Below are 12,788 nucleotides of genomic sequence, written 5' to 3' on the forward strand. Positions count from 1 at the left end.
CATATGGAGAACGTAAACAGAACATTGAAGGTAGCGACCATGCATAACAGCCCTTACTTGATGCGCGATCTCAACGGCCGCAAGGTCGACAACATCATGAATTTCAACGTCGCAATGCGCCAGAACCGCTCCCGCTCGATCCTCGAGATCAGCGTGTTCGCGGCCGCCGTTGCCGGCTACGTCCTCGCCCTTGCACTGGGTGCCTAACCACCCAAGGTGAGAACCCCCGAGGCAAAGGACTGCCTCACCCTAACCTCCTGCACCCGTTCGGATTGCCCTGAACGCCGCTCCGCCTGCTTTGTTTATACTGCGGTAGTCGTGTCACCCAGGTAACCCGTCTTCCATGGCTCATTGCGCCGGGGCTTACAGCACCTTCTACCGCTGGTTGATCTTCTTCGGTCTCGTGGTATTCGGTGCATTCGCAGCATTCCACCACGACCTGTTCGCCGCGTTGTTCGGCACCGACAACAGCTACCTGTCCGCGGTAATCCTCGCGCTGTTTCTGATCGCCAGCCTCGATGCCGGCCGACGCGCTTGGCGACTGGGAAACGAACTGTGCACCGCAATGCAGTTGTCGCAGCGCGCGCAAACCAAGCAGCTCCTATTCGAGCACAAGCGCGACGAAGACCTTCTGCGGTTCGTCGACGCCGAGTCCGGCGATTCATTCGCTCACCACCACGTTCTGCTGCTCGCCAACAAAACGGTGCAACACGGCACGCTGTGCAGCCAGGACCTGCTGCTCGAACGGCTCGAAACCACGCTGGGCCGAGGCCACGAAACCGGCTGGTTCATTGCCGACCTGATGATCCGCTTGGGCCTGCTGGGCACGGTGATTGGCTTCATCTTCATGCTGGGCTCGGTGGCGCATGTATCGAGCGTCGACATCCATGCCCTGCAACAACTGCTGACCAACATGAGTGGCGGTATGCGCATCGCCCTGTACACGACGCTGACCGGACTCGGCGCGGGCATCCTGCTCGGGTTTCAATACCGGTTGCTCGACAGTGCAGTCGACCGCCTGATGGCCGAGATCATCGAGCTGGCTGAGGTGCATATCACCTCGCAACTGCGGCGTCTGCTCGAGGTCTGACCGAGCGTGTCTCGTCGCCGGCAACGTCGCCAGTACCGCTCAACCGATCCGTTCATCGATCTGTTATTCAATGCCCTGCTCGGCTTCACCTTTCTGTTTCTGGTCTCGGTCATGTTCATGAACCCGGACGCACGCAAGGGCCGGATCAACCTGAAAGCCGAGTACATCATCTCCGTCACCTGGGCGGACTACCTGTCAGACGACATCGATCTGTGGGTGCAAGACCCGATCGGGGATACCGTGTCGTATCTGCGCAAAGACGCCGGCTGGCTGCACCTCGACCGCGACGACCGCGGTGAGGTCAACGACACCATCATCATCGACGGCAAAGAGGTGGTCTATCCCATCAACCAGGAGGTCGTCACGATCCGCGGGATCATTCCCGGTGAATACACAGTCAACCTGTATTACTACGCAGCAGCAGACCCCCTACCGGTCCAGGCCCTGGTAAAGGTCGAAAAGGTGAACCCGACGCTACAGACCGTCTATGTGCGCAAGGTTGCGCTGCCTCAACAGGACGACGAACAAACCGTTGTGCGATTCACGCTCGACAACACCGGTGCCATCGAAGCGATCAACCAGCTTCCGAAGCGGCTGACGCCTTATGCACTCGATGCAGGGGGATGAGCATGGCGTTGCCCAGTGAACTCGCGATAGCCCTGCTGTACAGCGTACCTCTCGCCTTACTGGGGCTGCTGTTCGCTCGCGAAACGTACCGGCCGCGCTGGCTGCTGATCACCGCGCTCACGTTGCTGCCCGTTTTTTACATTGGCCACTACTACCTGCTCGATCGCCTGCAAGGCTGGCCCAGCGATGCCAAGCTTCCCGACGAGTTCAGATTGGTTGCCTACGAGGTGGTTGAACCGGACAAACCCACCAATACCGCCGGCCAGATACTCTTGTGGATCAGATCGAAAGAAGGAGACGAACCTCGGGTACACCGACTGGCGTACGGCAAAGCCTTGCACCAGGAACTGCTGTCGGCCGGCGAACGGCAGGTTGAGGGAAAACAGCAGGTCGGTCGGCGCAGTCCAGTAACGTCGACCGATCAGAACCAACCGAACGGCGATCAAATATCGTCGGTTCGATTTCGCGACGAAGAGCCGCCGGCTTTGCCGCATAAAAGTGATGAGTGATGTCTGGCATTCAGAGGTTTGATGGCATAGACCAACTTTGACGAAGACTCACGCTGATTCGAACATGTCTCAGAAAGTGGATACGGCCGAGGCAATAAATGACTGCGTGACTGCAAGTCGAGCTTCGCAGAAGGCTACTGCCTATCCGGATTTTGAAGAGAAATTCGGTGTGTGAACAGAAACCAGTATGCCGCAAGTCGCGTTTTTTCGGCTACGAACGTAACGCTCACCCTCATCCCAATGGATCGCAACAGTTGTAACTTTGAGCCCCCAGCTAGAAAATTCGTAAAGCGAGGCATTGATTATTCTGCGAGAGCCTCAAAACTTTCGCGTCGCAGATCGAAAACGGAGTTTTACGTGACGTTCGAAATAAGGAAGTTATCTGAGATTCCCCGACATCATCTGAATTTCAACGGACTAAAAATTTCAGATGACCGGATGCCTAGAGCCCGCGAGCAGGATTGGGTGCCGTGCGCCTACGACGAAGAACGCGGCATCCTCTTTTTCCGATTGAAAACGACGATATGGGAAGACAGAGATGCCTTTCAGGGTTTTTCGGTACTCGTGTTTGGGCAAGATCCCATCGTATTTACCGAATGGAACCCAGCATGGATGTCCGAGACATTTGTAACCCGCAAATACCCAACCAGCCGTATCGTAGAAACGATAAGGGAGATCGAGCGAGTATGGCAGCCGCGTTGGGGACGCTTCAACCTCAAGGCCGAAGGCGAGCCGAATCGACACGAAAAAGGCGTCCTCAACCATCGCAAGTTCGTAGAAGGCCTATCGAAGAACCACCTGCGTCGCCGTACCCACCGACGAATGTGGCTTTATCGTACTTTCCCTTTCCTCAGACCCCCCGCCCCCCCTGCTAGGAACATTTTCGAGTTCATGGACCGTTACAGAATCGACTCCGACGCCATGGGCTACGAGCAGACATCGCAGCTGCAAATCAAGGTAATTGCGAACGACGATATTTTCAGTATCGTATTCACAAATGTCGGTCGCTCGGACCTTCGAGATATCAGTATTTCTCAAAAAGAAATGCTCAGTTTATTGATGCCTGGGTTCCAAGAAATAATAGGCTTCCGAAAAATCAACTTCGATTTCACGGACATGCCGACTGCCGATGCTTTCGACGACTCTGTGAATATTGCAAACCTTCGCGCCCAATCGAGCACCACAATCTCTTGGCCGAGGTTCGGTATCTACGAGCCTCATTCGAAATCGGTCCTGGTCAGCTTTTCTACGGTGTTTCGCAGAGAACAAAACTACCTTGCGTTCGCGGTCGTTGTCGATTGACGGACATAACGAGCACCGAAACTCGTCTTTCAGAAAGGAAGTTCGGCTATCAACCTGGACTCAAAGGGCCGGAGATACTGATCACGAGAGGCTATGCGCTTGCGGTAGCCGCACGACGCTGACCCTTCGGTTTCAGCGAGCGCCAGATTCAAGCGAGCGAATCCCCTGAATCACCATGGCTGTCGATATCGCCGGCGATGCCTTCGGTGGAAAGCGTGGCTGCTAGGTAATCGAGTATGGTCATTCCATCCCCGCGCTCTTTCGGTGCCTTCCAGCTGAGCTTGTGTACAGGACTGCACACGTCGTCGATGAGGCGTATGGCCTCCTTGGACAAGCGCGAATAGACACCAAACTTTAGCACTTTGTGCGCATCGCGCGCCGAAAGCTCTGGCACTGCAGCCCATTGTTGCGCGAAATCAGCATCCTGCCTCAGCAGAAGCGCAAAGTGATAGTGAAAGACAAAGTATGGATAAACGCGCACATAGCGGGTGCAGAAATCGCTGAACCAGAAGTCACCGAGGAACGGCAAAGCGGAAACGATACGCGAGGAAGAAGCACTTGCGAGCTTGCCGAAGAGCGTGTTCTGTCTGTCAAACCTGTTGCGCTGCCAATACTCTTGGTGCGCAGCACAGAAAGAGGAAATCAGTGGATGTTGTTTGCTCGATGCAAGAAACCAATTCGACAGCTTGCGGTCACGCCCCGGATTTGCGAAGGCGAAAAATCCACTAGGCGCAGCCTCGTTCAACCAGTCATCCAGCGGCCTGGCGCAGAAACTGGTGGCATCGGCCCATACTCCCCCGTGTTGTTTCAACAGATTGATACGGATGAGATTCGCCATCTTCTGGATCGAGATATCTTCGCGGGACAGATCCGGCATATCTTCCGCATTCACGTAGTCGAACACGTTTTGCTGATTCAGTAATACCAGCTTCCAGTTCGGATTGTGATGCTGCCAGGACTTTAGACAAACGCGCACAACCTCGGGGGCATGCTCGATGTCCTGCCACCACAACATCCAAATAAGTCGCGGAATCTGCGTATCTGTTTCGGCAGAAACTGATGTCGGCGGTTTAGCGGACGAGTTCATGGGTGTACCGCTCAAGTCTCTCACTCAACGTCGCCATTTCTTCGTCCGCCAGTATAGACTCCAGAAAATCACGCTCCTGCGGCTCCAGCATTTCCGCCCGACGTGTGACAGCCATTTCCTGTCCCCGGCCATCGAATGCAGTACCTTCGAAAGAGCTGCCACCACCGTCACCAGGCACGTTGTCCAGACCCGCGTCGGTAAACGTAAGCCCCAATCGCTCACAGATACCTTGCCGATAGGCGCTACTCTGACACCAGGCATCGTATAGGATGCCGATCACCCCTGATCTCTCGGCATCATCGTTCAGAAACGCATGTGCATGCTGCTTCCAGTGCTTTACCGCGCGGTTGTTGAACTCCCCAGGCTCACGGGCATATGCCGGATTGTCGGTCCGAGAAGCCTTACGGATTCGGCTGGCAAACAGATTGGCAGGATCCCGGAGAATCACGATTTCCTGAACCGGAACCGGCGCCGCATAAAACGGCTCGAGATTCAGATCATGGTCTTCAAGACTCACGATGAGGTCCCGTTCTCGCAGCCGCCAACGCGCCCGTAATGCTGACACGACGTTCTTAACTCCGAACTGCCGAAAGAACCATCTGTTGAAGGGCGCCGGCTCGGGGATGCTGCGAATACCCTGCAAAACCGGGGCGATGGGGATCACGTTGTTCAGAAAGACAAATTGCCCTTGTGCGACGAGCCAGTTGACGATGGCATGATTGCCGCTTCGCTTCATGCCATGAACCATCAATATTCTGCGCAAAAGACCACCCTCTGATTCACAAAGATGGCAATTGCACCTTTTATTGAATTGCCTGGTTTTTCAGGACTCAGCATCGATTTTCAACTCAGCCAGCGCAAGGCCCATCTCGCCTGAAATGGTGTAGAAAAGATAGGCCGTTTGGTCTTCGAGTTGAAGCACAAATGGATCCCGCAGTTGCCGTACCCGGGTGGCGGCCCCAAAGTTGGAAGGTCGCAGTGGATACCCGATACCTTCATATTCGACGCCAGGGCGCAGCACTTCGACTGGACTACTGCTGAGCCAGCCCCGCCAATCTTGCGTCAAATCGATCGTCGACAACAGGATTCGCTCCGGCGCATCGCCAACGCGGCTGTAAAAAACCAACAATTGGTCATCTCGGCGCACGACCGCCGTATGTCGTGCGCACGGAAGGGTAATCCCGCCCGCCTCGAAGCCGGTAAAGCCGTCCTGTGAGCGATACACTTGTTGCCAACCGGTATTGGCCAGCTTCGCCAATGCATACCAATATCCACCGTAGCGCCAGACGCGAAAGTAGAACTGTCCCAGTACTTCTTCGCGCGAAACAAAGTTCAGACCATCAACGGAGGTGGCGCAGCCGCTCCACTGCCCGCTTCTATTCTGAACGCGCCCATGAAAATACATGCGGATCTCGCGCCGTTCCGCGTCGACGTGAACGTCAGGAGAAGCGATATGGTCATGGAAAACATCACTTTGGTCGATGTGCAGAACGCCCGGCGCGTACACCTGCCATGGCCCGTCTAGCGAGTCGGCATAAGCCAATCGTATGTACTTGCCTTTATGATGTGCGAAGTACAGATAGTAGCGGCCGAGCGGATTCGGCAGCCATTCCGGAACGGATATTACCGATGGGCCGTTGATGTTGTCGCCAAGCTCAGGGTTGAAGTCCGTGCTCAACAATGGATTGGACTGGCTGCGCACTATCCGAACACTCGGTTTCGTTGTGTGTCGCCTTTGCAACCAATAGCGGACGGCATGCGTCCATCTGAGAAAGTAACACTTAGCCAGCATTGCGCGACCCGTTGACCTTAGAAGGTTCTGAGCGGCGAGACATCCCCGGCCTCAACAGCACCCGATTCGAGTTGCCAGTCGGCCTTGCCTGAGTGTGTTGCACGAAACCCTCGGTAAACACGTTCATTGTACGAATCTCCGATATCGATCGACCGCGAGCGTTTGCCGACTCGACCGAATATCGCCAACATCACGCACGAGGCTGTTGTGCGGGAAATCCGTGTAGCGCGTAAAGTCATCGTCGGCAGGCTATCTCGAACTGCCAGAGTAAGATATCAGCAAGCGACAAATGACGACAACGCGCCGCGATCTCGAGCCCTTACGTGAAATGATCCGGTGAGTCTTCGGTTGTTGGCGTGGAGGGAGTGCCGAGCGAGACCTGACATGGTCCGGTTGACGAGGTGGTGCGGCAGCGCAGATCCGGTTCTCACAGCGCGCCCTACCCGGCTCATGACTTGGCTACCCGCTCTCCTCGGGTAGCCGGTCGATGCGGCAGTTACCGTTCGCGATCAATTGGCAGAATATGATCGCAAGGGCTGAATCGGCGTTTCTCGGACCTGAGGGCGGCCATGTTGGTGTTGTGGCCTATCGTTGAAGATAATGCCTGAGAAGCCCGGGTGTTCAGGGCAGTGCACAACCTTGATCCGGATGCAGATGGAAATGAGCAAGTTCGAACAGCTACTTAAACAGCGATTGCTTCGTGAAGCACGCAATTACTATCCAGACAAGTTCAACAATTTATACGAAGGTCAGAAAAGGCCGTTCAAGAAAAAGGCAATAGGCCTGGCGAAGCGAGTGCTCTTTCGACCGACGTTGCTTCACGTTGCTTTCCTCAGTCCGTGGTTTTTTCGCAGCGTCTTCTTGAAAGTCAATGGGAACATCCAGCCTTACTTTGAAAGACTGGATAAGTTCCACGATCTCCTAGCCACCGACCAGTCGAAGGATTTATTCCTTCAGCTTCTCGCGTATAGAATCCTCGGAGCCGTCAAGGTCAGGTTGCCTTTGGATACACCAGATTATTGGTCGACCAGAAAAGCTGTGGATGACGCCGGCGACAAGGAGCGGGCGTTGAAAGTACCCTACAAGCCCTGGGTTCTGCCCCTTCATGATCTCTCGGATTACGGTTACCCGATAAAACTGTACCTGTACGCTCGTGCGGTGCATACGGTGTTCTGCCTGCCGCACTATTGTCACAAGGAAGCGCATGCGGCGATTCGTATCGGCCCAGAGGTTGGCGACACCGTTCTGGATCTGGGCGGATGCTATGGTGACACTGCTTTGTATTTCGCTAACGAGGTCGGTGCGGGTGGCAAAGTCTTTGTTTTCGAGTTCATCCCCGGAAACCTCGAGATTCTCCGCAAGAATCTGGACCTGAATCCGGAATTAAGTCAACGCATCGAGGTTGTCGAAAAGCCTCTGTGGGACACGTCAGACCTGGACGTGTATTACACCGACAAGGGCGCATCGAGTACGGTCAATTTTTCGAATTTCCCCGGGAGCGATGGTCAGAGCCTGACAACAACGATCGACGACTTTGTGGAAAGCGAAAAACTTGATCGTGTTGATCTGGTGAAAACGGATATCGAGGGCGCTGAACCCTTCGCGATTGCGGGCGCTGTCAAAACCCTCAGACGATTCAAGCCCAAACTGGCGATCAGTATCTACCATGGGATGAGTGATTTCTCTGGAATAATCCATCAGATCAATGAACTTGATCTTGGCTACGAGTTCTACTTCAGGCACGCGACTACCCATACGAGTGAGACTATTCTGTTCTGCAAGGTACCTTGACGGAGCGCTCAAGGCAATCGAACTATGCGACGCCGATTAGTACCCGAAGCGTGACAACGTCTCTTCGTTCTCTGTCGCGAGTTTCAACAACTCTTCTGATCCGCGGTATGCGTAAGCCCGCGACGCTTTGATGGTCGAAGCGATGCGTTCATGCTCTTCCAATGTGCTTGACGGAAGCCCGGCAAACGACGCAAGTTCAGGTAGAAACTCGAGAGGTCGCTCGAGGAAATCTTCATAGCGTATCGAGAGGGAGTTGCCGTGGTGTTGTGACTCCATTTGCTGTGCCTGAAGCATATACTCTGACCAGAGTGAGAATGCCCCAGCATACGTATTGAGCCTTGCCGAAATCTGCCGCGCGACGGGCCTTCTTCGCGGTGGAAACGGAAGAAACTTTGGGTAGCGCCGGTTCAAAAAGAAGGCCAGCTTCGGCTTGAGTTGATCGCTGCGAGTCTTAAGGCTATGCGCCACATCACACCCATGCCGCTTCACGTGTATGTAACGGGCGTTTGGGAAAAGGTCGCTCCAGATCGGCAGCACGAAAGTGTTGCGAGGGTCTTTCCAGCCCCAGGGGATGCTTAATGCGGAGACGTTGCGGTACCGCAGATACTTTCCGACTCCCAGATACGAGATGCTGCGGCCACTATGCATTAGATCCCACGCATACTCGCGCAAAGCCCGCTTCAATTCGCCGTCCTGCAGCATGGCACCAATTGGCTCGGGTTGATCCCAGGCCGCCCCGGCTTGCAGCATCATCCAATCATTGAGCTGCAGAAAGAACTGTGCCTCCTGGTTTGTGTCCTTCCGGAATCCTACGAATAACCCCAGAGCCTCGAGAACCTTTGTTACCAAGGTTGTTCCAGACCGATGCATTCCATAAATGATGACAGGTGAGGCGTTGGCGTCCATTAGTTCATACGGAGAGACCGCAAACAGCAGGCCTTTCACCCCTTCGCGAGAATGATGCTGAGCGTCGAAAATCAACTCCAGTTACAGATCTCATCAGCTGGACTCGATAAGCTTTTCGTACGTATCTGCAACAATTTCCCAGTTGTAGATGGTTTCTATCCTGGCGAGCAATGCTTGCCGCGGACCGGTGGGCACGTCTGACTCAAGGCGCTCAATGCTTTGGCGCACATCATCTGGCGTGCTGAAGAACATTGCATGACCTCCCGTTACCTCACGGTTGAATCTATTGTCATGGGCAACGACAAAATTTCCACAACCCATCGCCTCAAGCAGCGAAGGATTCGTACCCCCGACGCTATGGCCGTGAAAATAGGCGCGACAGTTGCGACGCAACATCGCAAGCCGGACCGAATCAAAAATCACTCCGACGAAACGCACCCTATCGTCGGCCACATTCAACAAACTCTGCACGTAGGCCGTGTGGGTTTCATGATCGCCGACGATGATCAGCGACCGGCTGCTACTGGACATCACAAAGCCTTCAATGATCTCCCTGACGTGATTCTCCGGTTCAAGGCGGCATACGACAAGGTAATACTCGTCTTTTGACAGTCCGAAAAGATCTTCCGCACTCGGAGCGGACGAGTCGTCGACCACGTGCGCACCATAGGGAATCATGCTGATCTCTTCAGCCGCACCGTAATGAGTACGGAGATGTTCCGCGATGCCTTCTGCGTCGGCGACGAGGCGCCGCGAGAAACGGGCGGCGAACCATTCCATTACGCGCAAGTATCGCTTCGCCCCAGATGACCATTTGTCTCGCTTCCATTCCAGTCCATCCATGTTCGTCCAAAAATTGGTTCGGAAGATCCATGGAAGCACGAAGGCGAATGCTGCGTGGTAGCCCAGCATGTAGACGACGTCATAACCCCGCAGGGTTCTGACAACACTGGCAATGTCGAACCACACGGAGCGAAGACCAACAAGTCTCGGCGTAGCGATATAGATCAGCTTTACGCCTTTGTAGGTTGGCTCGTGGTATTGCTGGAAACGCTCGCAGAAAACAGTAACGTCAAATCCTTTTTCGACGAGTCGTATCGACAACTGTTCTGCAAAGGTTTCGAAGCCACCAAACTCGGATGGAATTCCACGCGAACCTAGAATCGCGATCCGCTTTCTGTTTGGGGCACGCTGTCTTGACATTCTTTGGGTACTGCCTCGTTTCTACAGACGAGTTTAGAAGTATCTTCGCCTCAATCGCTTATCGCGACTTCGAATAGCGGGTCGCCGCAGCCGCCTTTCATCGCTGGAGCGGGTCGAACAAGCTCTGCTGTTCGAGGCATGGCGACAGGTCGCGGCGCATAGGCAGTATAAACCGGCTTTTTGGTGGCTCGCAGCACTTGGTCCTGCCTGATCGACTTGCGCGACCCAAATATCCGCCGCCGCACCATGCCGGCTTCCGCAACGGCACGAAATGCTGGACCTGCGAAAGACCGGTGTGGGAATCAAAGGGTCAGAGTTCTCTATCGCCAAAGCCCAAGCAGTAGATCAAGAACCCAGCACCTGAAATCGATCCTTCGCTAACCATTCTTTCTTGATCTGTCATCTATTGCTGCGCTAGCAATCAGCGACAATGCCCCCATGCAAAGCAAGGCCCATCCCCACTGAAGTGGAAATTCCGCCAGGGCGGGATCCTCCATGCCAGGCAAGAAAACCATTTCCGAGAGTCTTTCCAGCCTTGCTTTGGCTTGGATCGTCAGCGATCGATAATGGTCATACGCCATCAGTGAGTATCCTAGACCGCCAATTCCCGGAACCCATAGCAAGCCGAACTTTCTCGTCAATACGAACATGAATGCAGTGATCGCGAGTACGACAACGAGTACTCCTTCCGCCTTTCCGATATCGAAGTAACGCATCTCCCCCTGAAGTGGGATGCTGACAATTGGTGCGAAAACGCTAACCAGAAGTGCAATTGAGCCCGTCCACCCAAGCAGTGACTTTGTGCCGCCAAGCCCTTCTTTCCGACATTGAACTGCTTGATTCCTAGACCGGGTGATTGCTGATTGAGGTACGCCCTCTCCCTTCGATCTGTTGAGCGCAGCTTCCACCTTCGCGTAGATGGCCCCGCAATTTGGACACTCGTAGTCGGGCACTTCGCTGGTCGGCAATCGCTCGAACCCACATTTGAGGCATTTTTTGGACATACCTTCACCCGGTGAATCTGGTGATCAGATTTTCCGAACTGCCGCAAGAGTATGGCCTTTCGTGATCAAGAACTCTGACCCCTTGATTACCCCGGCAACGACAGAAGCGCGAATCGATCCGTTATGCGCCGAGGTATTCATTTCTTTTTTGCCCTAACGCCCGCATTTGGGGCCGCATTGATGCGCAACGGAACGGAGGTCCCCGCCCCGCAGGAGCAATCAACATGCGCTTGTTAGGTATTTTTCACCTCCCACAGCCAGTACCAGAACAAGACATGGTATTAAAATCATACAATGTAGAATGACCTAGTTTACCTTCAGGATAAGGCACACCTTCGTTTAAAAAAAATGTAGCAGAATTGCCACCATACAAGCCTGCAGGAATGGTGATTTTTTTAAGTATTACGTAACCGTTATGAACATATCTCGGTTTAAATGTCGATGAGCTAGAACCTGAAGCTACTGGTGGCAATTCACCTTTATACATATCGGCCTTCATTTTTGCCCATCTTTCAGAATCTTGATTAGTATGTTTTCGGATCAATCCCTTCCTTGCAAAATCTTCCAAGCCAGCTTGACCTGCTAGCGGAACAGTTTTATCGAAAAACATTTCTGGCGGAGTGTCTTTCGAAGTAAGTAAATTATCGTTCTGATTGATCTCGTTGCCAAAAACCAAGCTGCCTTTACTAGCGTAATGCACCAAAGTAACATCTCTGCCAAAAACCCTCCTAGATAGAGGGTTAATCTTTCTTAAGTTTTTCTCAGTGATATAGGTATAACCACATGGACCACGATTGTCGTAGGAGCTTATAAGTATTGGAATATCTTTTGGCAAGCCTGCTACAGCCTGTCTGTGATAGCCTGTAGCAACAACCGCTGATATCTCTGTTCCCTGTGTCCAGGCCACATTCCATATAGAAGGCTCATAAGCGCCTAGAATTAAAGCAACTGGCCTGTCAGGAGAATTTACGATCACTTCAAATTGAGTTGCTTGATGCCCACTCTGGTCGATCTGAAAGTTGATTTCATTTCCACTATATGATCCACCAGCGTATATATCTGTATTACTAGAAATAACTTCTGTGTCGAAGCTACATGCTCCTTTTACTCCTTGAAACTTGCGGCTCGTCGCATACGTATATGGGATAAAGTTTTCGTGCTCCTTTCGCAACTCCAGAATTCTTTCTTTGTAAAGTGTTACAAGACAGTCAGAATTGTTATCCACACACTCTACGGCTCTTTGCTTTAGCCATACTCGTTGATCCTCAATAAGCTCTCCAGCTTTGTCACTATCGAGAGTGTTTTTAATTTTTAAATAATATGAAGACATGTCTTCATCAAGCCTGTTGAGCTCCTTATTAAAACAAATTATTTTATCTAATTCTCTTTCAGCCATACTGCAATCAAAACTTGCCGCATGAGGTGAATTGGATAGAAAGACTATAAAAAGCAATATTACTCTGACCATTTAATGTAA

13 protein-coding genes are annotated in these 12,788 nt (G+C 53.0%); 6 read left to right on the top strand and 7 right to left on the bottom strand.

The genetic code is table 11. From position 1 onward, the window contains the following. The first annotated feature begins 39 nt into the window (after positions 1 to 39). From B1781_RS23200 to B1781_RS13605, 5 genes are all read left to right on the top strand, one after another. Positions 40 to 207 carry a hypothetical protein gene (locus tag B1781_RS23200; RefSeq protein ID WP_164513392.1) on the top strand — a complete coding sequence of 56 codons (168 nt, stop codon included), beginning with the start codon at positions 40 to 42 and terminating at the stop codon, positions 205 to 207. A gap of 136 nt (positions 208 to 343) precedes the next feature. Beyond that, positions 344 to 1,090: a MotA/TolQ/ExbB proton channel family protein gene (locus B1781_RS13590; protein ID WP_078120176.1), complete on the top strand. Its 747-nt coding sequence runs from the start codon at positions 344 to 346 to the stop codon at positions 1,088 to 1,090. Between the two features lie 6 nt (positions 1,091 to 1,096). Continuing rightward, complete coding sequence (locus tag B1781_RS13595) at positions 1,097 to 1,717, top strand: hypothetical protein (protein WP_078120177.1); 621 nt, start codon at positions 1,097 to 1,099, stop codon at positions 1,715 to 1,717. Positions 1,718 to 1,719: 2 nt separating this feature from the next. After that, a complete protein-coding gene (locus B1781_RS13600) occupies positions 1,720 to 2,226 on the top strand; it encodes a hypothetical protein (RefSeq protein ID WP_125932086.1) in 507 nt (168 codons plus the stop codon). Positions 2,227 to 2,583: 357 nt separating this feature from the next. Further along, the gene (locus B1781_RS13605; RefSeq protein WP_125932087.1) at positions 2,584 to 3,528 is read left to right on the top strand and encodes a hypothetical protein; all 945 of its coding nucleotides are present in this window, start codon (positions 2,584 to 2,586) and stop codon (positions 3,526 to 3,528) included. Between the two features lie 148 nt (positions 3,529 to 3,676). Here the strand turns inward: B1781_RS13605 and B1781_RS13610 are convergent, their stop codons facing one another. The 3 genes from B1781_RS13610 to B1781_RS13620 all read right to left on the bottom strand — a co-directional run bounded on the left by B1781_RS13610 (position 3,677) and on the right by B1781_RS13620 (position 6,317). Beyond that, positions 3,677 to 4,630 (bottom strand): capsular polysaccharide synthesis protein, encoded by a 954-nt coding sequence (locus B1781_RS13610; protein WP_164513393.1) that lies wholly within the window; start codon positions 4,628 to 4,630, stop codon positions 3,677 to 3,679. Continuing rightward, the gene (locus B1781_RS13615; RefSeq protein ID WP_078120181.1) at positions 4,599 to 5,363 is read right to left on the bottom strand and encodes a hypothetical protein; all 765 of its coding nucleotides are present in this window, start codon (positions 5,361 to 5,363) and stop codon (positions 4,599 to 4,601) included. Before B1781_RS13615 ends, B1781_RS13610 begins: the two co-directional genes overlap by 32 nt. A gap of 75 nt (positions 5,364 to 5,438) precedes the next feature. Continuing rightward, positions 5,439 to 6,317: a glycoside hydrolase family protein gene (locus B1781_RS13620; RefSeq protein ID WP_334223724.1), complete on the bottom strand. Its 879-nt coding sequence runs from the start codon at positions 6,315 to 6,317 to the stop codon at positions 5,439 to 5,441. A 750-nt stretch (positions 6,318 to 7,067) separates the two neighbouring features. Between B1781_RS13620 and B1781_RS13625 the strand changes: the two genes are divergently transcribed. Further along, positions 7,068 to 8,198, top strand: coding sequence for an FkbM family methyltransferase (locus B1781_RS13625; protein ID WP_164513394.1), 1,131 nt, complete (start codon positions 7,068 to 7,070; stop codon positions 8,196 to 8,198). A 36-nt stretch (positions 8,199 to 8,234) separates the two neighbouring features. Here B1781_RS13625 and B1781_RS13630 read toward each other — a convergent pair whose 3' ends face one another. From B1781_RS13630 to B1781_RS13645, 4 genes are all read right to left on the bottom strand, one after another. Next, on the bottom strand, positions 8,235 to 9,143 hold the full coding sequence (locus tag B1781_RS13630) for a sulfotransferase (protein ID WP_164513395.1): 909 nt from the start codon (positions 9,141 to 9,143) through the stop codon (positions 8,235 to 8,237). 54 nt (positions 9,144 to 9,197) lie between these two features. Next, a complete protein-coding gene (locus B1781_RS13635) occupies positions 9,198 to 10,307 on the bottom strand; it encodes a DUF1972 domain-containing protein (protein WP_078120184.1) in 1,110 nt (369 codons plus the stop codon). A 377-nt stretch (positions 10,308 to 10,684) separates the two neighbouring features. Beyond that, a complete protein-coding gene (locus B1781_RS13640; protein ID WP_078120185.1) occupies positions 10,685 to 11,311 on the bottom strand; it encodes a hypothetical protein in 627 nt (208 codons plus the stop codon). 244 nt (positions 11,312 to 11,555) lie between these two features. After that, positions 11,556 to 12,707: a lysozyme inhibitor LprI family protein gene (locus B1781_RS13645; protein WP_334223725.1), complete on the bottom strand. Its 1,152-nt coding sequence runs from the start codon at positions 12,705 to 12,707 to the stop codon at positions 11,556 to 11,558. Positions 12,708 to 12,788 lie beyond the last annotated feature (81 nt).

Origin of the sequence: Thiosocius teredinicola (genome assembly GCF_002009425.1) — a bacterium.
In the GTDB taxonomy this organism is placed as follows: domain Bacteria; phylum Pseudomonadota; class Gammaproteobacteria; order Chromatiales; family Chromatiaceae; genus Thiosocius; species Thiosocius teredinicola.

What these genes read in the sequence shown, in the direction of transcription:
- B1781_RS13600 (WP_125932086.1), top strand. Translation starts at nt 1,720, where the DNA reads ATGGCGTTGCCCAGTGAACTCGCGATAGCCCTGCTGTACAGCGTACCT.
- B1781_RS13615 (WP_078120181.1), bottom strand. Translation starts at nt 5,363, where the DNA reads ATGGTTCATGGCATGAAGCGAAGCGGCAATCATGCCATCGTCAACTGG.
- B1781_RS13590 (WP_078120176.1), top strand. Translation starts at nt 344, where the DNA reads ATGGCTCATTGCGCCGGGGCTTACAGCACCTTCTACCGCTGGTTGATC.
- B1781_RS13640 (WP_078120185.1), bottom strand. Translation starts at nt 11,311, where the DNA reads ATGTCCAAAAAATGCCTCAAATGTGGGTTCGAGCGATTGCCGACCAGC.
- B1781_RS23200 (WP_164513392.1), top strand. Translation starts at nt 40, where the DNA reads ATGCATAACAGCCCTTACTTGATGCGCGATCTCAACGGCCGCAAGGTC.
- B1781_RS13625 (WP_164513394.1), top strand. Translation starts at nt 7,068, where the DNA reads ATGAGCAAGTTCGAACAGCTACTTAAACAGCGATTGCTTCGTGAAGCA.
- B1781_RS13635 (WP_078120184.1), bottom strand. Translation starts at nt 10,307, where the DNA reads ATGTCAAGACAGCGTGCCCCAAACAGAAAGCGGATCGCGATTCTAGGT.
- B1781_RS13645 (WP_334223725.1), bottom strand. Translation starts at nt 12,707, where the DNA reads ATGGCTGAAAGAGAATTAGATAAAATAATTTGTTTTAATAAGGAGCTC.